Raw genomic sequence first — 21,504 nt, 5'->3', positions numbered from 1 at the left:
AAATGCGCCACCCGATCATTATTGATTGCGATCCAGGTCATGACGACGCGATCGCCATTGTTCTCGCCCTCGCCTCCCCGGAACTGGAGGTTAAAGCCATCACCTCATCAGCCGGGAATCAAACGCCGGATAAAACGCTGCGTAATGTCCTGCGGATGCTGACGCTGGCGGGCCGTCAGGATATTCCGGTGGCGGGCGGTGCCGCCCGGCCACTGATGCGCGATCTGATTATTGCCGATAACGTACACGGCGAGAGCGGACTGGATGGTCCCACCCTGCCTGAGCCGGCATTCACGCCGCAGGACTGTACTGCGGTTGAACTGATGGCGAAAGTCCTGCGCGAGAGCGAGACGCCCGTTACCCTTGTTGCCACCGGCCCTCAAACCAATGTCGCCCTGCTGCTTAACGGCTATCCACAGTTGCACCATAAAATTGACCGGATTGTGATCATGGGCGGTGCTATGACGCTGGGTAACTGGACGCCCGCCGCCGAGTTTAATATTTACGTCGATCCTGAAGCGGCAGAGATCGTCTTTCAATCCGGCCTGCCGGTAGTCATGGCCGGGCTGGACGTCACCCATAAAGCGCAAATTCATGAGGAAGATATTGAGCGCTTTCGCGCCATCGGCAATCCTGTCGCCACCGTCGTTGCTGAGCTGCTCGACTTCTTCCTGCAATACCATAAAGATGAAAAATGGGGCTTTAGCGGCGCGCCACTGCACGATCCCTGTACTATTGCCTGGCTGTTGAAACCAGAAATATTTACCACTATTGATCGCTGGGTTGGCGTAGAAACCCGAGGGAAATATACGCAGGGCATGACGGTGGTGGATTATTATTTCCTGACGACAAATAAACCAAACGCCAGCGTGATGGTGGACATTGACCGTAAGGCGTTCATTGATTTGCTGGCGGAGCGGCTAACGTATTACGCGTCAACGCCGCGATAGCCACAGACGCGCCGCGCTCCCCTTCGCCCGCGTATTTCAGGGTCGGGGGAGCGACCTTCTACTTCAGCGTTAACAGCGTCTGGCTTACCACTTCCGTTGTCGCCTCTTCCGCGGCCTCATCAAAGGTGGCCTGCGTCACTTTCACTTTACCCGGATGCTGCGGATCACGTTTAACCAGATCTGCCGCCGAAGCCGCTTCCTGGAGATTAATATTCATGGAGAAGCCCGACATCGTCTTGATCCACTGCTTCTGCTGAATATCGTAGACATACACTACACGCATTGCGCTGGTCCACCATTCCGGAAACGCCACTACCCGGTCGCGGCCGCTATCATCCAGCCCGGACAGCATTTCCATATGCCCTACCAGACATTGTGATATTTTAACCGGTTTGACATGAGGATCGCTGTTCCACAATGTACAGTCGCAATCGCTCTCTTCGGTGCACATGCCGCCGGTACGCGGATCGGCATCGCTCATCCACGCGTAACTACTATTTTTGCCGTCGAATTTACCTTTGATCACCCCGGCATAAACATCTTTATTCTGATTAGCGCGAGTAATGGCATCCGTTTCGCTGACAATGCGCCAGCCTGCGGGAGTTTTTCTCATCTGTAGCTCTGCCGGATAATTTTTTTCCTTAAACGTTTCCAGCCCGGCGGATTTCACAAAACGTACCATTACACGATCGTCACTCTCGCTTACAGGCTGAATATTCAGCGTGCTGACAATACGTTGCTGATATTCCTTATTCTTTGCCAGAAAAGCCTGGCTGTTGGCAATCACCTGCTGCGCGGGTAGCGTCTTGCCAAACCACTCCACATTCTCAGCATAAAGCGACTGCGGCCGGGCGTTCTCAGCCCGGTTCAGCACATCATTCCAGCGATCCACCAGCGCATTAATTTGCTGCTCATCGCTGGCGGTGAGGGTGATATCAGCGTGAACGGAGAATGCGCCCAGACACAGGAGCAACGTGGTGAGGCCGTGGATAAAGGGTAATAAAGATTGCTTCATCGTGTTTCATCCCTGTCGATATGATTATCAGCACGCGATAACGCCTCCCTGACGAGTGCTAACGCGCCGGCGCAGTGTAAGTGCATTCTGCGCCGACGCTTTGCGGCTATCAAGGCTCAAATGGCCGTCTCTGGAACTGATCGTGCCCGCATTTCGGACACAGCGGCAGTACGTCAGGGGTATACACTGCCAGATGGAAGTGGCACTTCTCGCATACCAGGTTGCCCAGCCCCACCACTTCCCCGCTGTGATACACGCCGTGATGGTTGAGATCCTGAAACACTTCTCGCCACTCCAGCTGCGTTTTGTCGGTGATATCCGCCAGCTGCTGCCAGACGCTCTCTTTAATCACCCGCAGGAAGACGCTATCTGCGACGTCGCTCTGGCTCTCTTCATAGCTTCTGGCGAACTCTTCCAGGTCGCGTCGCACGGCTTTGATCAGCTCGTCGATTTCGGTTCGCGTTAACTCCCCGGTTTGCGTTACCCGCAGGCGCGCCTGCTCGACCAGCGCATCGATGTCATGGTCGCCATTGCGCAGCCGCTCCGTTAATGTGGCTACCAGTTCCCGGTAAAATTGAGCAACCTTGTTCATCATTTCGTCTCCTGGGTCGTTAACTACCTATAATGATAGACGTTATTTACGCTACGCTCTGTTGAGTGCACCACAGAGTGTGTAAATTCCTGCAAGCTTTTTGCGCCGGGGGAGTGTGTGAAAGGCTGTTTTGGCGCGGGCGTTTGGGCTATGCTATGCGGATCTTAATTACCACATTAAACGGCTACCGTTGTAGCTATTCGCAAAACAGGACTACTGGCTGCCATGCAAGAGCAATATCGCCCGGAAGAGATAGAATCCAAAGTACAGCTTCACTGGGAAGAGAAGCGCACATTTGAAGTGACCGAAGACGCAAGTAAAGAGAAGTATTACTGCCTGTCGATGCTTCCCTATCCTTCTGGCCGACTACATATGGGCCACGTGCGCAACTACACCATCGGCGATGTGATCTCCCGTTATCAGCGCATGCTGGGTAAAAACGTGCTCCAGCCGATTGGCTGGGATGCGTTCGGTCTGCCAGCAGAAGGCGCTGCGGTGAAAAACAACACCGCGCCAGCACCGTGGACCTACGAAAATATCGCCTACATGAAAAACCAGCTCAAAACGCTGGGTTTTGGCTATGACTGGAGCCGCGAGCTGGCGACCTGTACGCCGGAATACTATCGCTGGGAGCAGAAATTCTTCACCGAGCTGTTTAAAAAAGGTCTGGTATACAAGAAAACGTCCGCGGTGAACTGGTGCCCGAACGACCAGACCGTGCTGGCGAACGAGCAGGTCATTGACGGCTGCTGCTGGCGCTGCGACACCAAAGTCGAGCGTAAAGAGATCCCGCAGTGGTTTATTAAAATCACCGCCTACGCTGACGAGCTGCTCAACGATCTGGACCATATGGATCAGTGGCCGGACACCGTGAAAACCATGCAGCGCAACTGGATCGGTCGTTCTGAAGGCGTGGAAATCACCTTCGACGTGACCGGTTACGAAAACACGCTGACCGTCTACACCACGCGCCCGGACACCTTTATGGGTGCCACCTATCTGGCCGTGGCCGCAGGTCACCCGCTGGCGCAAAAAGCCGCCGCGACAAATCCTGAACTGGCTGCCTTTATCGATGAATGCCGCAATACCAAAGTGGCCGAAGCCGATATGGCAACGATGGAGAAAAAAGGCGTCGATACCGGCTTTAAAGCGGTTCACCCGTTGACCGGCGAAGAGGTTCCGGTATGGGCGGCGAACTTTGTGCTGATGGAGTACGGTACGGGTGCGGTGATGGCCGTTCCGGGTCACGATCAGCGCGATTATGAATTTGCCACCAAATATGGTTTGACCATCAAGCCGGTTATCCTGGCCGCCGACGGTTCCGCACCGGATCTGTCTGAACAGGCGATGACGGAAAAAGGCGTGCTGTTTAACTCCGGCGAATTTGACGGACTGGCGTTTGAAGAGGCATTCAACGCCATTGCTGACAAGCTGGCGGCCAAAGGTGTGGGCGTACGTAAAATTAACTACCGTCTGCGCGACTGGGGCGTGTCTCGTCAACGTTACTGGGGTGCGCCGATCCCGATGGTCACGCTGGAAGACGGCACCGTGCTGCCGACGCCGGAAGATCAACTGCCGGTGATCCTGCCGGAAGACGTGGTAATGGATGGGATCACCAGCCCGATCAAAGCCGATCCTGAGTGGGCTAAAACCACCGTGAACGGCCAGCCTGCGCTGCGTGAAACCGACACCTTCGACACCTTTATGGAGTCCTCCTGGTACTACGCGCGTTACACCTGCCCGCAGTACAATGAAGGCATGCTGGACCCGGAAGCGGCGAACTATTGGCTGCCGGTCGATATCTACATTGGCGGTATTGAACACGCCATTATGCACCTGCTCTACTTCCGCTTCTTCCACAAGCTGATGCGCGATGCGGGCATGGTTAACTCTGACGAACCGGCTAAACAACTGCTGTGTCAGGGGATGGTACTGGCTGACGCGTTCTATTACGTGGGTGAAAACGGCGAGCGTAACTGGGTGTCGCCGAAAGACGCCATTACCGAGCGTGATGACAAAGGCCGTATTGTTAACGCGAAAGATGCCGCAGGTCATGAGCTGGTCTATACCGGCATGAGCAAGATGTCCAAGTCGAAAAACAACGGCATCGACCCGCAGGAGATGGTTGAACGCTACGGCGCGGATACCGTGCGTCTGTTTATGATGTTTGCCTCTCCGGCAGATATGACGCTGGAATGGCAGGAATCTGGCGTAGAAGGCGCAAACCGCTTCCTGAAACGCGTCTGGCGTCTGGTGTACGAACATACCGCTAAAGGTGCCGCTTCCGCGCTGAACGTGGATGCACTGAGCGAAGATCAGCAGGCGCTGCGCCGTGATGTTCACAAAACCATCGCCAAAGTCACCGACGATATTGGCCGTCGTCAGACCTTTAACACCGCTATTGCGGCGATCATGGAGCTGATGAACAAGCTGGCGAAAGCACCGCAGGAAGATGAGCAGGATCGCGCCCTGATGCAGGAAGCCCTGCTGGCGGTAGTGCGGATGCTCAGCCCGTTCACGCCGCATATGTGCTTCACCCTGTGGCAGGAACTGAACGGTGAAGGCGACATCGACAATGCGCCGTGGCCGGTAGCGGATGAAAAAGCCATGGTCGAAAACAGCACGCTGGTTGTGGTGCAGGTCAACGGCAAAGTACGTGGTAAAATTACTGTCGCGGTAGATGCTACCGAAGAACAGGTTCGTGAACGTGCGGGTCAGGAACATCTGGTCGCAAAATACCTTGACGGCGTTACCGTGCGTAAAGTGATTTACGTGCCGGGTAAACTGCTCAATCTGGTTGTGGGTTAAACGCGGGAGGAAGCGTGCGACATCTGGTTACTCTGTTGTTATCTTTGGCGGTGCTTGCCACCGCCGGTTGTGGCTGGCATCTGCGTAGTACGACGCAGGTGCCGACAACCATGAAAACGATGATCCTGGACTCAGGCGATCCAAATGGCCCGCTGAGCCGCGCGGTGCGCAATCAACTGCGTCTGAACGGCATTGAGGTTGTAGAGCAAAAAGAGACAACGCGGAAAGATATTCCGTCTCTGCGTCTGGGCGCGGCGTCTGTTTCGCAGGATACGGCGTCGGTATTCCAGAACGGTCAGACGGCAGAGTATCAGATGGTGATGGAGGTCAGCGCATCCGTGTTGATCCCGGGCCACGATATCTACCCTATCAATACCCGGGTCTACCGTTCGTTCTTTGACAACCCGCAGCGCGCACTGGCGAAAGATGCCGAGCAAAGCATGATTATCAGTGAAATGTACGATAAAGCCGCTGAACAGCTGATTCGTAAACTGCCAAGCGTGAAGGCCGCCGATGAAGAAGAGAATGCTACGACCTCTGATTCGGTTGCCCCAACGTCAGGCCGTGTAACGACGACGCTGAGCAACTGATGATTCGGTTGTACCCGGAACAACTCCGCGCGCAGCTCTCTGAAGGGCTGCGCGCGGCGTATCTGCTTCTCGGAAACGATCCCCTGCTGGTACAGGAAAGCCAGGACGCGGTGCGTCAGGCTGCCGTTGCGCAAGGGTTTGAAGAACATCATACCTTTACGCTGGATGCCAGCACCGACTGGAACGCCCTCTATTCACTCTGTCAGGCGATGAGTCTTTTTGCCAGTCGCCAGACGCTGACGTTGCTGCTGCCGGAAAACGGGCCTGGCGCGCCGTTTAATGAACCGCTCTCTACGCTGGTGAGTCTGTTGCACGATGACTTGCTGCTGATCGTGCGCGGTAACAAGCTGACTAAAGCGCAGGAAAATGCGCCGTGGATCGCCGCCCTCGCCAACCGCTCGGTACTGGTGACCTGCCAGACGCCGGAGCAGGCGCAGCTACCGCGCTGGCTCGCCGCACGCGCTAAGCAGAACAACTTGCAGATAGACGATGCGGCCAGTCAGTTGCTGTGCTACTGCTACGAAGGCAATTTACTGGCGCTGGCACAGGCGCTGGAGCGGCTTGCGCTGCTGTGGCCGGACGGGAAACTGACCCTGCCGCGCGTTGAACAGGCGGTCAACGATGCCGCGCACTTTACTCCGTTTCACTGGGTCGATGCGCTGCTGGCTGGCAAAAGTAAACGCGCGCTGCATATCCTGCATCAGCTTCAGCTGGAAGCCAGCGAACCGGCGATCCTGCTGCGCACCCTGCAACGTGAACTGCTGATGCTGGTAAACCTTAAACGGCAGATGGCCCATACGCCGTTACGTTCTCTGTTCGATAAGTATCGCGTCTGGCAAAACCGCCGCGCGATGGTCGGTGAGGCGCTTAATCGTCTGAGTGAAAACCAGCTGCGTCAGGCGGTGACGCTATTAAGCCGCGCCGAACTGACGCTCAAGCAGGATTACAGTCAGTCCGTGTGGACCAGTGTGGAAAGCCTTTCTCTGCTACTCTGTCATAAAGCGCTGGCAGAGATTTTCATTGACGGGTGATATGACCAGATTACAGGCCTTGTTTGGCGGCACGTTCGATCCTGTCCATTACGGGCATCTTAAACCAGTCGAAACGCTGGCTAACCTTGTGGGGCTGGATCGCACAATCTTAATGCCCAATAACGTTCCGCCGCATCGCCCGCAGCCGGTGGCGAGCAGCGAGCAGCGTAAAACCATGCTTGAACTGGCGATTGCCGATAAGCCCCTGTTTACCCTTGATGAGCGGGAGCTGCGCCGCGATACGCCCTCCTGGACCTCGCAGACATTACAGGAGTGGCGCGAAGAGCAAGGCGCGGATAAACCGCTGGCGTTTATTATCGGCCAGGATTCCCTCCTGACCTTTCACACCTGGCACCGCTACGAAACCATCCTCGACTACGCCCATTTGCTCGTTTGCCGTCGCCCGGGCTATCCGTCCACCCTGCCCGACCCCGACCGCCAGATGTGGCTTGAACGCCATCTGATCCACGATCCAGAAGCACTGCACGTTTTGCCCGCCGGGAAAATCTATCTGGCGGAAACGCCGTGGTATAACATTTCCTCCACAGAGATCCGCGAGCGGCTGGCGCGTCAGGAGTCGTGTCAGGATCTGTTGCCGTCCGCCGTGGAGGAGTATATTCATCAGCAGGGCCTTTACCGTTAATTTTCTGCCCTCTCAGCGTCATCCCCATTGACACCCTACGGCAGACTGCTATTCTCCGCGCCAGACTTTTCCTGCCCTTACGCCCGTTTGAAAATTGTTTTACAAAAATGGCGATGCATTCCTGTGCAAGGGGTGGGATGATGGCCCACTTTTAAACGTCTGCCCGGCGACATTTGTCCCGATAATGTCTGCGTTTCAGGTATACTGGCAGGCTGTTTATTATTGTTAATTATCTCATCCCCAGGGGGAACTCTTGCAGGGTAAAGCACTTCAGGATTTTGTAATCGACAAAATTGATGACCTTAAAGGTCAGGACATTCTGGCTCTGGATGTTCAGGGTAAATCCAGTATTACGGATTGCATGATTATTTGTACCGGCACCTCCAGCCGCCACGTGATGTCGATTGCCGACCACGTCGTGCAGGAGTCGCGCGCCGCTGGCATGCTGCCGCTGGGCGTGGAAGGCGAAAACTCCGCCGACTGGATCGTTGTTGATTTAGGCGATGTGATTGTCCATGTGATGCAGGAAGATAGCCGTCGCCTGTATGAACTGGAAAAACTCTGGGGTTAATGCGTGAAGCTGCAACTGGTAGCCGTCGGCACCAAAATGCCGGACTGGGTGCAAGCCGGATTTACAGAGTATCTACGTCGCTTTCCCAAAGATATGCCGTTTGAACTGGTGGAAATTCCCGCCGGTAAACGCGGCAAAAATGCGGATATCAAGCGTATTCTCGATAAAGAGGGTGAGCTGATGCTGGCTGCGGCTGGCAAGAATCGCATCGTGACCCTTGATATTCCCGGTAAGCCCTGGGATACGCCGCAGCTTGCCGTTGAGCTGGAGCGCTGGAAACAGGATGGCCGCGATGTCAGCCTGTTGATCGGCGGGCCGGAAGGGCTGTCTCCTGCCTGCAAAGCAGCGGCAGAACAAAGCTGGTCTCTCTCTACGCTGACCCTGCCCCATCCCCTCGTTCGGGTACTGGTCGCTGAGAGCCTTTATCGGGCGTGGAGTATCACCACTAACCACCCCTACCACCGCGAGTAACGATGATCAGGGTAGACTAAGCAGCGGATGAAATTACAGAATTCTTTTCGCGACTATTCGGCTGAGTCCGCGCTATTTGTGCGCCGGGCGCTGGTCGCCTTTACGGGGATTTTGCTGCTTTCCGGCGTGCTGGTTGCCAATCTCTATAATCTGCAAATTAATCGATTTACCGATTACCAGACCCGTTCGAATGAAAACCGCATCAAGCTGGTGCCGATCGCCCCAAGCCGCGGCATTATTTACGACAGGAACGGTACGCCGCTGGCGCTGAACCGGACTATCTATCAGATTGAGATGATGCCGGAGAAGGTCGACAACGTGCAGCAGACCCTCGACGCCCTGCGTGAGGTGGTCGATCTTAACGATGAAGACATCGCCAACTTTAAAAAAGAGCGTAGCCGCTCACATCGCTTTACCTCTATTCCGGTGAAAACCAACCTGACGGAAGTCCAGGTCGCACGTTTTGCGGTCAATCAGTATCGCTTTCCGGGCGTTGAGGTGAAGGGCTATAAACGTCGCTACTATCCGTATGGTTCCGCCCTGACCCACGTCATTGGCTACGTCTCAAAAATTAACGATAAAGACGTTGAGCGGCTGGATAAAGAAAACAAACTGGCAAACTATGCGGCAACGCACGATATCGGTAAGCTCGGTATTGAGCGCTATTATGAAGATGTTCTGCACGGTCAGACCGGCTATGAAGAGGTTGAAGTCAACAACCGTGGCCGCGTTATCCGTCAGCTAAAAGAGGTGCCGCCGCAGGCCGGGCACGATATCTATCTGACGATCGACCTCAAGCTTCAGACCTATATTGAAACTCTGCTGGCCGGCAGTCGCGCCGCAGTAGTAGTCACCGATCCGCGTAGCGGCGGGATTCTGGCACTGGTGTCTACGCCAAGCTATAACCCGAACCTGTTCGTTGACGGCATCTCCAGCAAGGATTACGCCGCACTGCTGAACGATCCCGACACGCCGCTGATTAACCGTGCCACGCAGGGGGTTTATCCTCCGGCCTCGACGGTGAAGCCTTACGTTGCGGTTTCCGCCCTGAGCGCGGGGGTCATTACGCGCAATACCAGCCTGTTCGATCCCGGCTGGTGGCAGCTGCCCGGCTCGGAAAAACGCTATCGCGACTGGAAAAAATGGGGACACGGTCATCTTAACGTCACCAAGTCGCTGGAAGAGTCCGCCGATACCTTCTTCTACCAGGTGGCCTATGACATGGGCATCGACCGCCTTTCCGAGTGGATGGGTAAATTTGGCTATGGCCATTATACCGGTATCGATCTCTCCGAAGAGCGCTCGGGTAATATGCCGACCCGTGAATGGAAACAGAAACGCTTTAAAAAGCCCTGGTATCAGGGGGACACTATTCCGGTAGGTATCGGCCAGGGCTACTGGACCGCCACGCCAATCCAGATGAACAAAGCGATGATGATCCTGATTAACGACGGCGTGGTCAAAGTGCCCCATTTCCTGATGAGCACCATGGAAGACGGTAAACAGGTTCCGTGGGTACAGCCACAACAGCCACCGGTAGGTGATATCCATTCCGGCTACTGGGAAATCGCCAAAGACGGCATGTACGGCGTGGCGAACCGCCCTAACGGCACCGGGCATAAATATTTTATGAATGCGCCGTATAAAGTAGCGGCAAAATCCGGTACGGCTCAGGTCTTTGGCCTGAAGGCGAACGAAACGTATAACGCGCATAAGATTGCCGAACGTCTGCGCGACCATAAGTTAATGACGGCGTTTGCGCCTTACGATAACCCGCGCGTTGCGGTTGCCATGATCCTGGAAAACGGCGGCGCAGGTCCGGCCGTCGGGACGATTATGCGCCAGATCCTTGACCATATTATGCTCGGTGATAACAACACCGATCTGCCAGCAGAAAACCCGGCGACAGCGGCGGCGGAGGACCAATAATCATGACCGATAATCCAAATAAAAAGTCGTTCTGGGATAAAATCCATATCGATCCGACGATGATGCTGATCATCCTCGCGCTGCTGGTGTACAGTTCACTGGTGATCTGGAGCGCCAGCGGCCAGGATATTGGCATGATGGAACGCAAAATTGGCCAGATCGCGATGGGGCTGGTGATGATGGTCGTCATGGCGCAGATCCCGCCCCGCGTGTACGAAGGCTGGGCACCCTATCTCTACATTTTCTGCGTCATCTTACTGATAGCGGTCGATGCCTTTGGCGCGATATCTAAAGGCGCGCAGCGCTGGCTGGATTTAGGCGTGGTGCGCTTCCAGCCGTCGGAAATTGCCAAAATCGCCGTGCCGCTGATGGTCGCCCGCTTTATTAACCGCGACGTCTGTCCGCCCTCGTTAAAGAACACGGCCATCGCGCTGGTGCTTATTTTTATGCCTACGTTGCTGGTGGCGGCGCAGCCCGATCTCGGGACCTCCATTCTTATCGCCCTTTCCGGACTGTTTGTACTGTTCCTGTCCGGGTTAAGCTGGAAGCTGATTGGCATCGCCGTGCTGCTGGTCGCCGCGTTTATTCCGATCCTGTGGTTCTTTCTGATGCATGATTATCAACGCCAGCGCGTAATGATGCTCCTCGATCCGGAAACCGATCCGCTGGGCGCGGGCTATCATATTATACAGTCGAAAATTGCTATCGGGTCCGGCGGGCTACGTGGCAAAGGATGGCTACACGGCACCCAGTCCCAGCTTGAGTTTCTACCCGAGCGCCATACCGACTTTATCTTTGCGGTGCTGGCAGAAGAACTGGGGCTGGTGGGCTTCCTTGTTCTGCTGGCGCTGTATGTATTACTGATCATGCGCGGATTGTGGATCGCTGCTCGGGCACAAACCACCTTTGGCCGGGTCATGGCCGGTGGCCTGATGTTGATTTTATTCGTATATGTGTTTGTAAATATTGGTATGGTGAGTGGTATCTTACCGGTAGTGGGCGTTCCATTGCCGCTGGTGAGCTACGGGGGATCTGCCCTGATTGTACTCATGGCCGGGTTTGGTATCGTTATGTCGATCCATACTCACAGGAAAATGTTGTCAAAAAGCGTTTAAGGGGTGCGCAATGCGTAAGCAATGGCTTGGGATCTGCATAGCAGCAGGACTACTGGCAGCCTGTACGGATACGGGAAATCAGCAGCAGCAAAATGTTGCTGCACCGCAGCCAGCGGTCTGTAATGGTCCGACAACAGAGATTAGCGGGGCCGATCCGCGCTATGAACCTCTGAACGCAACGGTCAATCAGGATTATGAACGCGACGGCAAAAGCTACAAAATCGTTCAGGACCCTTCACGTTTTAGCCAGGCGGGACTGGCTGCGATTTATGACGCTGAGCCGGGTAGCAATCTGACTGCCTCAGGAGAGACGTTTGATCCGATGCAGCTCACCGCCGCGCACCCAACGCTGCCGATCCCAAGCTATGCGCGGATAACCAATACCGCGAATGGCCGGATGATTGTGGTGCGGATTAACGACCGTGGCCCCTATGGCAACGATCGCGTTATTTCGCTTTCACGGGCGGCGGCCGATCGGCTGAATACGTCCAATAATACCAAAGTGCGCATCGATCCGATTATCGTCGCGCAGGATGGTACGCTTTCCGGGCCGGGCATGGCCTGTACTACCGTGGCGAAGCAGACCTATGCTCTCCCGGATCGCCCCGATCTCAGCGGGGGTATGGGTAGCGCCTCTTCTGCACCGCAAGCCGTACAGCCGTCTGATGGCAACATTCGGGCAATCAGCAATGATACCTTACAGCCTGAAGATGGCGGAGCCGGTGCGCCAGTGAAAAGCAGCGGTTTCCTCGGTGCGCCAACGACGTTAAGCTCTGGCGTCCTGGAGAGCAGTGAACCTGCTGCCGTACAGCCTGCTGGCGCGCCTGCGGGTCAGAATGCGCCGGTGAGCGCGCCGGGTAACCTCGCTGCGCCTGCCGCCAGTGCTGCGCCCGCCGCCGCCCCGACAGCAACTGCCACGCCAGCGCCAGCCGCCGCCAGCGGGAACTATATGGTGCAGGTCGGTGCTGTCAGCGATCAGGCTCGTGCGCAACAGTATCAGCAGCGTCTTGGCCAGCAATTTTCTGTGCCGGGTCGGGTGATGCAAAACGGCGCGGTATGGCGTATCCAGCTGGGTCCGTTCAGTTCCAAAGCTGATGCCAGTGCCTTACAGCAACGTTTGCAAAACGAAGCGCAGCTCCAGTCATTCATCACTGGCGCAAATTAACTTTAGTGGCATCTGGCTTTGTCAGATTATGTAAATGACATTAACAAAGTCATGCGCAATGTCAGATGCCGGTCCGTATAGCTTTTGCTATAGTAGGGCACTTTTTTTAACTCCATCACGGATGTCGTTTTTCTGACCATGAAGACCACTTTCTCCGTTCGTTCCGTGCAGCGCCTTGCGCTCACCTCAGTCCTGTCCATTGCCACGCTTGCTACTGCCGCGCATGCTGACGATCTGAACATTAAAACCATGATCCCGGGCGTTCCGCAGATCGACGCTGAATCCTACATCCTGATTGATTACAACTCAGGTAAGGTCCTGGCAGAACAAAACGCTGACGCGCGACGCGATCCGGCGAGCCTGACCAAGATGATGACCAGCTACGTTATTGGACAGGCGATGAAAGCCGGTAAGTTCAAAGAGAGCGATCTGGTCACCATCAATAACGACGCCTGGGCCACCGGTAATCCGGTATTCAAGGGGTCTTCCCTGATGTTCCTGAAGCCAGGGATGCAGGTACCGGTCTCGCAGCTTATCCGTGGCATTAACCTGCAATCAGGTAACGACGCCTGTGTGGCTATGGCAGATTTCGCTGCCGGTAGCCAGGATGCCTTTGTTGGTCTGATGAACAGCTATGTCGGGGCGCTGGGCCTGAAAAACACCCACTTCCAGACCGTTCACGGCCTGGACGCCGAGGGGCAATATAGTTCCGCGCGTGATATGGCGCTGATTGGTCAGGCGCTGATCCGCGACGTGCCGAACGAATACTCTATCTATAAAGAAAAAGAGTTTACGTTTAATGGTATTCGCCAAACCAACCGCAACGGCCTGCTGTGGGATAACAGTCTGAACGTTGACGGCATCAAAACCGGGCATACAGAAAAAGCGGGATATAACCTCGTCGCTTCTGCAACCGAAGGCCAGATGCGCCTGATTTCCGCCGTCATGGGTGGTCGCACCTTTAAAGGTCGCGAGACGGAAAGCAAAAAACTGCTGACCTGGGGCTTCCGCTTCTTTGAAACCGTTAACCCGCTGAAGGCAGGTAAAGAGTTCGCTTCTGAGCCCGCCTGGTTCGGCGACAGCGATCGCGCCTCTCTTGGCGTTGATAAAGACGTCTACCTGACTATTCCACGCGGTCGAATGAAAGATCTGAAAGCCAGCTATGTGCTGACCAATCCGGAACTGCACGCGCCGCTGCAAAAGAACCAGGTGGTTGGTACTATCAACTTCCAGCTGGACGGCAAAGTCATTGAGCAGCGCCCGCTGGTGGTGCTCCAGGAGATCCCGGAAGGCAACTTCTTCGGTAAAATCATTGATTACATCAAGCTAATGTTCCACCACTGGTTTGGTTAACATTTAGCCTATTGAAAAGCGGGTTTCCACCCCCATATACTACTCATCCTGATAACTCCCCTTTCCTGGGGAGTTATTCTTTTTTGTAACGCCGGAGCTGACATGAAAACCAAACTGAACGAACTGCTGGAATTCCCTACACCGTTTACCTACAAGGTGATGGGTCTGGCGAAACCTGAGCTGGTTGATCAGGTGGTCGAAGTGGTACAGCGCCATGCGCCTGGTGACTACTCTCCGCAGATAAAACCGAGCAGCAAAGGCAACTACCACTCGGTCTCCATCACGATTAACGCGACCCATATTGAGCAGGTTGAGACGCTCTATGAAGAGCTGGGCAACATCGACATTGTTCGGATGGTGCTTTAAGTCATTCAGTTACCCGGTTCCCGCCGGGTAACGCATTCCCCGCTATGATATAATCCCCGGCATCCCGATACTGCTTTTCCCCCGGAGATACCGTTTTGCTTCAGGACACCATCCTTATTCGCCGCCTCGGCCTTCAGCCCTATGCAGCCGTCTCGCAGGCGATGCACGATTTTACCGATACCCGCGATGACAATACGCCGGACGAGATCTGGCTGGTTGAACATCTCCCGGTTTTCACTCAGGGCCAGGCCGGTAAAGCCGAGCACGTGTTGGTCCCCGGTGATATTCCTGTTATCCAGAGTGACCGGGGGGGTCAGGTGACCTATCACGGGCCGGGCCAGCAGGTGATGTACGTCCTGCTTAATCTGAAGCGCCGTAAGCTGGGCGTCCGTGAACTGGTCACGCTGCTTGAACAAACCGTGGTGAATACGCTGGCGCACTTTGCCATTGAAGCCCATCCTCGCGCCGATGCGCCTGGCGTTTACGTCGGTGAAAAGAAAATTTGCTCGCTGGGGCTGCGCATTCGCAAAGGATGCTCATTTCACGGGCTGGCACTGAATATTGCGATGGATCTCTCTCCTTTCCTGCGCATCAATCCTTGCGGTTATGCGGGAATGGAAATGGCGCAGGTAAGTGAATGGGTCAACGATGCCACCCCCGATTCTATTTCCCCTGTATTAGTGGAGCATTTTTTAGCACTGCTAAACAATCCAGGTTATGAATATATCCCTACTTAACTGATTAAGCGTGGCGGGATGTTAATTTGGCGTCCGCCCCCGCTTTATCCCCTTTTTTCTTTACAACCTCCTGAACTTTCTATATTTTCATTTCGCTTGATTTGCTTTAATTATGAATGAGTTGGAAAGTAGCAGAGCGCGGTGGTTTTTTTGACGCGAGGGGGATCTACCGCTTTGATACGCAGGTAACTTTTTAATATTTAAGATAAAGATCATTCACCCTTGCGATAATTGAGACGATAATAACAACAAGATTTGCATCAACTATCATTCATACTGTGAATGGAAATGGAGCCTAAGCGTGGATTACAACGATCTGCCAGAAAAACGAATAAAACCATTGCGTGAGGACGATAACCCGCAAATATTCCGCACGCTCCGAAATATTGACCTCAATCTGTTGACTATTTTTGAGGCAGTTTATGTGCATAAAGGGATTGTTAACGCAGCCAAAATTTTGAACCTGACGCCGTCGGCTATTAGCCAGTCGATTCAGAAACTGCGAGCTATATTTCCCGATCCTCTTTTTATTCGTAAAGGCCAGGGCGTCACTCCCACCGCTTACGCCAGCCATCTCCATGAGTATATTAGTCAGGGCATGGAGTCGATCCTCGGCGCGCTGGATTTAACCGGCAGCTATGACAAGCAGCGAACCATCACCATTGCCACCTCCTCCTCCGTCGGCGCGCTGGTGATGCCGACCATCTATAAGGCGGTCAGAAAAGAGTTTCCACAACTGCTGCTGCGCAATATTCCGGTAACGGACGCTATCGATAAATTGAGCCAGTTTCAGGCCGATTTAGTCATCGACAGTTACGTCATCACCGCCCGTGCGCTGGCCCATCACGTTCTTTATACCGACCAACTGGTACTGGTCTGCCGCGAGGGGCATCCAGCGCTGGAGCAGCCGATGAATATCGATACGCTCCGGCAGTATGAGCACACGCTATTGATGGTGGACGGGCAAAACCACGGCGACCTGCGTAAACGTATTTATGAACTGTTCCCGGACCGGCAGGTCAGTTTTAGCAGCTATAACCTGTTTACCATTGCGGCGCTGATAGCGGACAGCGATCTTATCGGGCTCATGCCTGCCCTCATCCACGGTCTTTTTGCCTCCTGCTGGCCGCTGCGTACGATTGACTATCCGCCGCTGAACGAGGAGAAATTAGAATTTTCTTTGCATTACAACAAGCTGAGCCTGCGCGATCCGGTTTTACAAAACGTGATAAACGCGATTCGTCAGGCGTTCTGATCTCTCTCGGTTAAAAAACATCGCCAACTTCCGCCAGGGCATGTGAACAAAAACAACAACTATTTCACAAATAGCTGTCCTGGCAGGCTGCTTTCCCCTCGCTATCAATGGTATACTGCGTGGAGTTTATTCAAAAATAGTTGATAAATACGACATTTCATTGAATAGAAACGTTTTCCCCCGTTATCCGCAACTGGAACACGCATGCTATGAGTAAACCCATTGTGATGGAACGCGGCGTTAAGTACCGCGACGCCGATAAAATGGCCCTTATCCCGGTTAAAAACGTCGCTACCGAGCGTACCGAGATGTTAAGAAAACCGGAATGGATGAAAATTAAGCTTCCGGCTGACTCCTCTCGTATCCAGGGTATCAAAGCGGCAATGCGCAAAAACGGCTTGCACTCCGTGTGTGAAGAAGCCTCCTGCCCTAACCTGGCAGAATGTTTTAACCACGGCACCGCGACCTTTATGATCCTCGGTGCCATTTGTACCCGTCGCTGTCCGTTCTGCGACGTGGCGCATGGTCGTCCGGTCACCCCTGATGCGGGCGAACCGCAGAAGCTGGCGCAGACGATTGCCGATATGGCGCTACGCTATGTGGTTATTACCTCCGTGGATCGCGACGATCTACGTGACGGCGGCGCGCAGCACTTTGCCGATTGTATTACGGCGATCCGCGAGAAAAGCCCGTCCATTCGCATCGAAACGCTGGTCCCGGACTTCCGTGGCCGTATGGATCGGGCGCTGGAAATCCTCAATGCCACGCCGCCGGATGTGTTTAACCACAATCTCGAAAACGTGCCGCGTGTTTATCGTCAGGTGCGCCCCGGCGCGGATTACAACTGGTCGCTGAAGCTGCTCGAGCGTTTTAAAGAAGCGCACCCGGAAATCCCGACCAAATCGGGCCTGATGGTCGGGCTTGGCGAAACCAATGCCGAAATCATCGAGGTGATGCGCGACCTGCGTCGTCATGGCGTAACGATGCTGACCCTTGGTCAGTACCTGCAACCGAGCCGCCATCACCTGGCGGTGCAACGCTACGTGAGCCCGGATGAGTTTGATGAAATGAAAGCCGAAGCGCTGGCGATGGGCTTTACCCATGCCGCCTGTGGTCCATTTGTCCGCTCGTCTTACCATGCCGATTTGCAGGCAAAAGGTATTGAGGTCAAATAAGCGAGATACAGCCGCTTACATTTACCATAAAAAAACCGGCCTCAGATAGTGCCGGTTTTTTTTCGCAAGCCTTAGAGCGTTGCTGTTACTCTTTATGTGTGATCCGTTCTGCCGGAATATCCTCTGCTGCGCTTTTCTTCGCAGTAGTGTCGTCATCGTTCATGGCTTTCTTGAAGCCCTTGATTGCCGTGCCCAGGTCTCCGCCCAGCGTACGTAGTTTCTTCGTACCAAACACCAGAACAATCAGTGCTGCAACCACCAGCAGTTTGGTAATGCTTATCTCACCCATAGATACCTTCTTCAAAAAAACAGGCTGCGTAATACGCCACAAAGACCAGTCTCTATTAACGGACATTTGCGGCGCAGACACAATAGCAATCTGTAACAAGGTGAATCAAGCATTGTTTAAAAAAACGTCACAATAGTTGCGGAGGCGCAAACTTTCGGTTAACTAATACCGGTAATTTTGCGCGAAACTGCTGAAGCACCTCCCGGTCGGCGTCTGCCACGATCAGTTGAGGGGCATCATCGGCCCCCGCCAGCGTCACCCCTGAGGGGCTGATAATCCGGCTTTGACCGATGTTTTTAGTGCCACACTCACCGGCTGCCACGATATAACAGGTGGTATCCAGCGCTCTGGCGGCCAGTAACGTCGCCCAGTGATGCTCTTTCAGCGGTCCGCGTACCCATGCTGCCGGCAGAACCAGAATTTCCGCGCCCTGTAAGGCGTGAGCGATAGCCAGTTCAGGAAAGCGCAGATCGTAACAGGTCATCAGCCCTACCCGCATCCCGGCGACCTCAATCAGCGGCGGGACAACGTTGCCCGCGTCAACACGCCGCGACTCCTGAATGCTAAAGGCGTCGTACAGATGCAGTTTAGCGTAGCTGGCAATAATTTCTCCGCCCCGTAGCGCCACCAGCGTATTAACCGCTCTGCCCGGCGCAGAGGGCACGTGCAGCGTCAGGATGGTGGTCATGGTATTCTTGCGGCTTTCTTCCCGTAGCAGGGTTAAAAACACGCCGTCCAGCGGCTGAGCGGATTTTACCGACAAATCAGGATCGTCTTCCTGGCGCGCCAGTAGCGCCTCAGGCAGGACCAGCAGCGCGGCCCCTTTCTCTGCGGCCTGAGCCATCAAATTAACACAGCGTCGCGCATTGGTTTCCCAGTGGGGCGTGACGGCAAATTGTCCAGCGGCAATAATCATATACACTCCGGGTGTTCCAGCAACGCAACGCTGACGTTACACTATCGTCTTTATTATGAAATAGCAGGTAATAACCGTGTTACAAGTCATGGTAGCGGTATTTATTGGCGGGGGCACTGGTAGCGTGCTGCGCTGGTGGCTGGGGATGAAATTTAACCCGCTGCATCATGCTATTCCGCTGGGAACCTTAACCGCAAACCTGTTAGGCGCGTTTATCATTGGCGCAGGTCTGGCGTGGTTCAATCGTTTGACGGATGTTGATCCCGTCTGGAAGCTGCTTATTACTACCGGTTTTTGCGGCGGGCTGACCACCTTTTCCACGTTCTCTGCCGAGGTGGTATTTCTGTTACAGGACGGGCGGTTTGGCTGGGCGCTGTTAAACATTGCCGTCAACCTGCTGGGCTCCTTCGCCATGACGGCGATGGCCTTCTGGTTATTTTCCGCGGCGGGCGCACGCTGAGCGTTTTATGGACGAAAAAAAACCCGCCTGTGAGCGGGTTTTGAATTCATGCTGTCGTTGAACTTACAGAGCAGTTACGTTTGCAGCAGAAGGGCCTTTGGCACCGTTAGTGATTTCGAACTCTACACGCTGACCTTCAGCCAGAGTTTTGAAACCATTAGTCTGGATAGCGGAGAAGTGTACGAACACATCTTTGCTGCCATCTTCAGGAGTAATGAAACCGAATCCTTTGGACTCATTAAACCACTTAACGTTACCTTTAATCTTAGACATCAAAATTACCTTTACATGAAAAAAGGACACAAATGCTGTGTCGGGTATCAGTACAACAATTGTGGTGCGATTTGTCCAGTCCAACCGTGCGAAAAAGTGATAAAAAGCGCTAACTTTTTTAAGTGCATCACATTATTCGCCCTTTTGACTCAGCCGTCATGATGACACGCGTGACAGCGTGCTTTTACCGAACTTAAAACTGAAAACGCAGCCAGGCGAAGTAGACGTTGCCATTATTATAGGTTCCAGGAATATAGGTCATCTGGAAGGTCGCTGGTCCATAGCCCACCGACGCCAGCGGCAGCAGAACCGGTACCGGAATGTAGTACCAGTTATCTCGCGCGGTTGCCCCGACGGTGTATCCTAAGCCCAGACGAAAATTATCGTCCGCCAGCGGCCGCCAGGTTTTCTCCCAGCCGTAGCCGCCAATCGGTTCGATCTTGTTATTGGAATCTTTGAACGCCATAAAATAGAGGCCGTGCCAGTTCCCCTTTTCGTCCCAGCGTGACTGACCAAACCCCGCGCCCCACGGTCGCTCGTTATAGCGATCGGTTTTCTCTTTATCGTAGGCAAAGCGCGCATGCCATGTGATCGCCGGAATATACAGATCGTAATGCTGCGGCTCCTGCCAGGTTTCGGCGACGTTATCGCTGAGCGTTGTGGCTCCATCATGTATCATCGCACCGATGGTTGAGGCAAACGCCGGAGGCACAATAAAAAACATAATAAGAAGAAAGCATTTGAATTTTTTCACATGTATAACCACTCTGTTAATTCGCGCATTAGGATAGTATAAAGTATCTAAACGAGAAATTAACAAGTTTGTATAAGGTTAGTCTGGTTTATTTGCCTGCATTGTAGTTCGCCTGACCTTTCGATCACCAGTTCATTTAAATGCTCGTAAAAGGTTTCGCTCAATATATCCAATACCCTGCTTTAGCGCAGGCTACAAGCATTTTAATCGTCAGCGGCTCAGGATCATTTTTATCAGTTTTTAAATAGCGAGGAAGGATGCAGTTGGGAAGAAACCAAATTCCGGCATTAGGATAATATCGTCTAAAATCAAAGGATGAATCATCAACATTAAACACCGTAAAATATTCACTCAACAGTTGTTCAGCATCTTCAGGCAAGAGTTGATTATCGCCACTACTCAACGAAGAATCATCTGCCATTTCCCAGGCGTGTTTTATTACGAGTTGTTTAACTCTCTCTTCAATACTCATTAAAATGCTGCCCATTGAATACGATGTTCAGGTCTGGCGATAAGATTATAGTGCCGCCTGGTTTCATAGGCAATACGCCATGCGGTAGCAGCAGCGCCAGCCCAGCCTATATACGGTATGTATCGACCAATCACTGTACCTAACTTATTCGTTTTAGCAAAATGAATTTTGCTGGGATTCACACCTATTGGCGTATACATATGAAAACCTTCAGGAAAATGTATTTTATTAAGTGCTGAACGAGAAATTATTGAAGCTAAACTGGTTCCCCATACAGCACCACCAGGTTTGGTCCTGGTAGGGATTAAAGGCATGCCTGACAATATAAGCGACGCTGCTGACAATTCTATTTCTGTATATCTTGCAAATTTCTCCAATAAGATAGCCTTGAATAGGTCCGCAGGCGTCAGATTTACAAAGCCGCCATAAAAGTAAGTTCCATTAACTTCTTCAACCGTATCCATTTTTAATCTCTTATTAAAAATATAAATCTAACGCCATGCATCTGGAATGTAAATTATTTTTTGCAAGAATGGATTAACCAAAATAATATGCATGACAAATATTTATTATC

24 protein-coding genes are annotated in these 21,504 nt (G+C 53.4%); 16 read left to right on the top strand and 8 right to left on the bottom strand.

Annotated elements, in window-relative coordinates; all coding sequences use genetic code 11:
- The first annotated feature begins 2 nt into the window (after nucleotides 1-2).
- A complete protein-coding gene (gene rihA / locus INT84_RS02105) occupies nucleotides 3-950 on the top strand; it encodes a pyrimidine-specific ribonucleoside hydrolase RihA (RefSeq protein WP_194205450.1) in 948 nt (315 codons plus the stop codon).
- A gap of 58 nt (nucleotides 951-1,008) precedes the next feature.
- Here rihA and INT84_RS02100 read toward each other — a convergent pair whose 3' ends face one another.
- Nucleotides 1,009-1,965, bottom strand: a complete 957-nt coding sequence (locus INT84_RS02100) for a hypothetical protein (RefSeq protein ID WP_194205449.1) — start codon at nucleotides 1,963-1,965, stop codon at nucleotides 1,009-1,011.
- A gap of 109 nt (nucleotides 1,966-2,074) precedes the next feature.
- On the bottom strand, nucleotides 2,075-2,557 hold the full coding sequence (locus INT84_RS02095) for a zinc ribbon-containing protein (RefSeq protein WP_194206092.1): 483 nt from the start codon (nucleotides 2,555-2,557) through the stop codon (nucleotides 2,075-2,077).
- 225 nt (nucleotides 2,558-2,782) lie between these two features.
- Between INT84_RS02095 and leuS the strand changes: the two genes are divergently transcribed.
- From leuS to lipA, 14 genes are all read left to right on the top strand, one after another.
- The gene (leuS, locus tag INT84_RS02090; RefSeq protein ID WP_194205448.1) at nucleotides 2,783-5,365 is read left to right on the top strand and encodes a leucine--tRNA ligase; all 2,583 of its coding nucleotides are present in this window, start codon (nucleotides 2,783-2,785) and stop codon (nucleotides 5,363-5,365) included.
- 14 nt (nucleotides 5,366-5,379) lie between these two features.
- A complete protein-coding gene (gene lptE / locus INT84_RS02085; RefSeq protein ID WP_176917677.1) occupies nucleotides 5,380-5,955 on the top strand; it encodes an LPS assembly lipoprotein LptE in 576 nt (191 codons plus the stop codon).
- Nucleotides 5,955-6,986, top strand: coding sequence for a DNA polymerase III subunit delta (holA, locus tag INT84_RS02080; RefSeq protein ID WP_194205447.1), 1,032 nt, complete (start codon nucleotides 5,955-5,957; stop codon nucleotides 6,984-6,986). The genes lptE and holA overlap by 1 nt, the downstream gene beginning before the upstream one ends.
- A 1-nt stretch (nucleotide 6,987) precedes the next feature.
- Nucleotides 6,988-7,629 (top strand): nicotinate-nucleotide adenylyltransferase, encoded by a 642-nt coding sequence (gene nadD / locus INT84_RS02075; protein ID WP_194205446.1) that lies wholly within the window; start codon nucleotides 6,988-6,990, stop codon nucleotides 7,627-7,629.
- 253 nt (nucleotides 7,630-7,882) lie between these two features.
- Complete coding sequence (gene rsfS / locus INT84_RS02070) at nucleotides 7,883-8,200, top strand: ribosome silencing factor (protein WP_176917680.1); 318 nt, start codon at nucleotides 7,883-7,885, stop codon at nucleotides 8,198-8,200.
- Between the two features lie 3 nt (nucleotides 8,201-8,203).
- Nucleotides 8,204-8,671, top strand: coding sequence for a 23S rRNA (pseudouridine(1915)-N(3))-methyltransferase RlmH (rlmH, locus tag INT84_RS02065; protein ID WP_176917681.1), 468 nt, complete (start codon nucleotides 8,204-8,206; stop codon nucleotides 8,669-8,671).
- Between the two features lie 27 nt (nucleotides 8,672-8,698).
- On the top strand, nucleotides 8,699-10,600 hold the full coding sequence (gene mrdA / locus INT84_RS02060; RefSeq protein WP_176917682.1) for a peptidoglycan DD-transpeptidase MrdA: 1,902 nt from the start codon (nucleotides 8,699-8,701) through the stop codon (nucleotides 10,598-10,600).
- A gap of 2 nt (nucleotides 10,601-10,602) precedes the next feature.
- The gene (gene mrdB, locus INT84_RS02055; protein WP_194205445.1) at nucleotides 10,603-11,715 is read left to right on the top strand and encodes a peptidoglycan glycosyltransferase MrdB; all 1,113 of its coding nucleotides are present in this window, start codon (nucleotides 10,603-10,605) and stop codon (nucleotides 11,713-11,715) included.
- A 10-nt stretch (nucleotides 11,716-11,725) separates the two neighbouring features.
- Nucleotides 11,726-12,880, top strand: coding sequence for an endolytic peptidoglycan transglycosylase RlpA (rlpA, locus tag INT84_RS02050; protein WP_194205444.1), 1,155 nt, complete (start codon nucleotides 11,726-11,728; stop codon nucleotides 12,878-12,880).
- Between the two features lie 138 nt (nucleotides 12,881-13,018).
- Nucleotides 13,019-14,233, top strand: a complete 1,215-nt coding sequence (dacA, locus tag INT84_RS02045) for a D-alanyl-D-alanine carboxypeptidase DacA (RefSeq protein WP_176917685.1) — start codon at nucleotides 13,019-13,021, stop codon at nucleotides 14,231-14,233.
- A 102-nt stretch (nucleotides 14,234-14,335) separates the two neighbouring features.
- Nucleotides 14,336-14,599, top strand: coding sequence for a DUF493 family protein YbeD (ybeD, locus tag INT84_RS02040; protein WP_176917686.1), 264 nt, complete (start codon nucleotides 14,336-14,338; stop codon nucleotides 14,597-14,599).
- A gap of 95 nt (nucleotides 14,600-14,694) precedes the next feature.
- Nucleotides 14,695-15,336, top strand: a complete 642-nt coding sequence (lipB, locus tag INT84_RS02035) for a lipoyl(octanoyl) transferase LipB (protein ID WP_194205443.1) — start codon at nucleotides 14,695-14,697, stop codon at nucleotides 15,334-15,336.
- Between the two features lie 301 nt (nucleotides 15,337-15,637).
- A complete protein-coding gene (locus tag INT84_RS02030) occupies nucleotides 15,638-16,591 on the top strand; it encodes a YbeF family transcriptional regulator (RefSeq protein WP_194205442.1) in 954 nt (317 codons plus the stop codon).
- A 209-nt stretch (nucleotides 16,592-16,800) separates the two neighbouring features.
- Nucleotides 16,801-17,766, top strand: coding sequence for a lipoyl synthase (lipA, locus tag INT84_RS02025; RefSeq protein ID WP_176917689.1), 966 nt, complete (start codon nucleotides 16,801-16,803; stop codon nucleotides 17,764-17,766).
- A gap of 85 nt (nucleotides 17,767-17,851) precedes the next feature.
- Here the strand turns inward: lipA and tatE are convergent, their stop codons facing one another.
- A complete protein-coding gene (gene tatE / locus INT84_RS02020) occupies nucleotides 17,852-18,055 on the bottom strand; it encodes a twin-arginine translocase subunit TatE (RefSeq protein WP_194205441.1) in 204 nt (67 codons plus the stop codon).
- A 127-nt stretch (nucleotides 18,056-18,182) separates the two neighbouring features.
- Entirely contained in the window at nucleotides 18,183-18,971 is a 789-nt protein-coding gene (locus INT84_RS02015) for a deaminated glutathione amidase (RefSeq protein WP_194205440.1), read from the bottom strand.
- Between the two features lie 88 nt (nucleotides 18,972-19,059).
- Here INT84_RS02015 and crcB point away from each other — a divergent pair, with 88 nt between their 5' ends.
- Nucleotides 19,060-19,431 carry a fluoride efflux transporter CrcB gene (gene crcB, locus INT84_RS02010; protein WP_228065865.1) on the top strand — a complete coding sequence of 124 codons (372 nt, stop codon included), beginning with the start codon at nucleotides 19,060-19,062 and terminating at the stop codon, nucleotides 19,429-19,431.
- A 63-nt stretch (nucleotides 19,432-19,494) separates the two neighbouring features.
- Here crcB and cspE read toward each other — a convergent pair whose 3' ends face one another.
- The 4 genes from cspE to INT84_RS01990 all read right to left on the bottom strand — a co-directional run bounded on the left by cspE (nucleotide 19,495) and on the right by INT84_RS01990 (nucleotide 21,394).
- On the bottom strand, nucleotides 19,495-19,704 hold the full coding sequence (gene cspE, locus INT84_RS02005) for a transcription antiterminator/RNA stability regulator CspE (protein ID WP_000034826.1): 210 nt from the start codon (nucleotides 19,702-19,704) through the stop codon (nucleotides 19,495-19,497).
- A 193-nt stretch (nucleotides 19,705-19,897) separates the two neighbouring features.
- Nucleotides 19,898-20,431 (bottom strand): lipid IV(A) palmitoyltransferase PagP, encoded by a 534-nt coding sequence (gene pagP / locus INT84_RS02000; RefSeq protein WP_370529635.1) that lies wholly within the window; start codon nucleotides 20,429-20,431, stop codon nucleotides 19,898-19,900.
- A gap of 187 nt (nucleotides 20,432-20,618) precedes the next feature.
- The gene (locus INT84_RS01995; protein WP_194205438.1) at nucleotides 20,619-20,930 is read right to left on the bottom strand and encodes a DUF1493 family protein; all 312 of its coding nucleotides are present in this window, start codon (nucleotides 20,928-20,930) and stop codon (nucleotides 20,619-20,621) included.
- A complete protein-coding gene (locus INT84_RS01990; RefSeq protein ID WP_194205437.1) occupies nucleotides 20,930-21,394 on the bottom strand; it encodes an STM2901 family protein in 465 nt (154 codons plus the stop codon). Before INT84_RS01990 ends, INT84_RS01995 begins: the two co-directional genes overlap by 1 nt.
- Nucleotides 21,395-21,504 lie beyond the last annotated feature (110 nt).

Source organism: Superficieibacter sp. 1612_C1 (assembly GCF_015234305.1).
Taxonomy (GTDB): Bacteria; Pseudomonadota; Gammaproteobacteria; order Enterobacterales; family Enterobacteriaceae; genus Superficieibacter.
Note: the sequence above shows the minus strand (reverse complement) of the source record. Positions and strands in the feature narration are given on the sequence as shown.

Coding starts and splice junctions, on each gene's coding strand:
- INT84_RS01995 (WP_194205438.1), bottom strand. CDS start 20,930: ATGAGTATTGAAGAGAGAGTTAAACAACTCGTAATAAAACACGCCTGG.
- leuS (WP_194205448.1), top strand. CDS start 2,783: ATGCAAGAGCAATATCGCCCGGAAGAGATAGAATCCAAAGTACAGCTT.
- tatE (WP_194205441.1), bottom strand. CDS start 18,055: ATGGGTGAGATAAGCATTACCAAACTGCTGGTGGTTGCAGCACTGATT.
- dacA (WP_176917685.1), top strand. CDS start 13,019: ATGAAGACCACTTTCTCCGTTCGTTCCGTGCAGCGCCTTGCGCTCACC.
- INT84_RS02095 (WP_194206092.1), bottom strand. CDS start 2,557: ATGAACAAGGTTGCTCAATTTTACCGGGAACTGGTAGCCACATTAACG.
- mrdA (WP_176917682.1), top strand. CDS start 8,699: ATGAAATTACAGAATTCTTTTCGCGACTATTCGGCTGAGTCCGCGCTA.
- rlpA (WP_194205444.1), top strand. CDS start 11,726: ATGCGTAAGCAATGGCTTGGGATCTGCATAGCAGCAGGACTACTGGCA.
- rihA (WP_194205450.1), top strand. CDS start 3: ATGCGCCACCCGATCATTATTGATTGCGATCCAGGTCATGACGACGCG.
- nadD (WP_194205446.1), top strand. CDS start 6,988: ATGACCAGATTACAGGCCTTGTTTGGCGGCACGTTCGATCCTGTCCAT.
- cspE (WP_000034826.1), bottom strand. CDS start 19,704: ATGTCTAAGATTAAAGGTAACGTTAAGTGGTTTAATGAGTCCAAAGGA.
- crcB (WP_228065865.1), top strand. CDS start 19,060: ATGGTAGCGGTATTTATTGGCGGGGGCACTGGTAGCGTGCTGCGCTGG.
- INT84_RS01990 (WP_194205437.1), bottom strand. CDS start 21,394: ATGGATACGGTTGAAGAAGTTAATGGAACTTACTTTTATGGCGGCTTT.
- INT84_RS02015 (WP_194205440.1), bottom strand. CDS start 18,971: ATGATTATTGCCGCTGGACAATTTGCCGTCACGCCCCACTGGGAAACC.
- ybeD (WP_176917686.1), top strand. CDS start 14,336: ATGAAAACCAAACTGAACGAACTGCTGGAATTCCCTACACCGTTTACC.
- mrdB (WP_194205445.1), top strand. CDS start 10,603: ATGACCGATAATCCAAATAAAAAGTCGTTCTGGGATAAAATCCATATC.
- lipA (WP_176917689.1), top strand. CDS start 16,801: ATGAGTAAACCCATTGTGATGGAACGCGGCGTTAAGTACCGCGACGCC.
- holA (WP_194205447.1), top strand. CDS start 5,955: ATGATTCGGTTGTACCCGGAACAACTCCGCGCGCAGCTCTCTGAAGGG.
- INT84_RS02100 (WP_194205449.1), bottom strand. CDS start 1,965: ATGAAGCAATCTTTATTACCCTTTATCCACGGCCTCACCACGTTGCTC.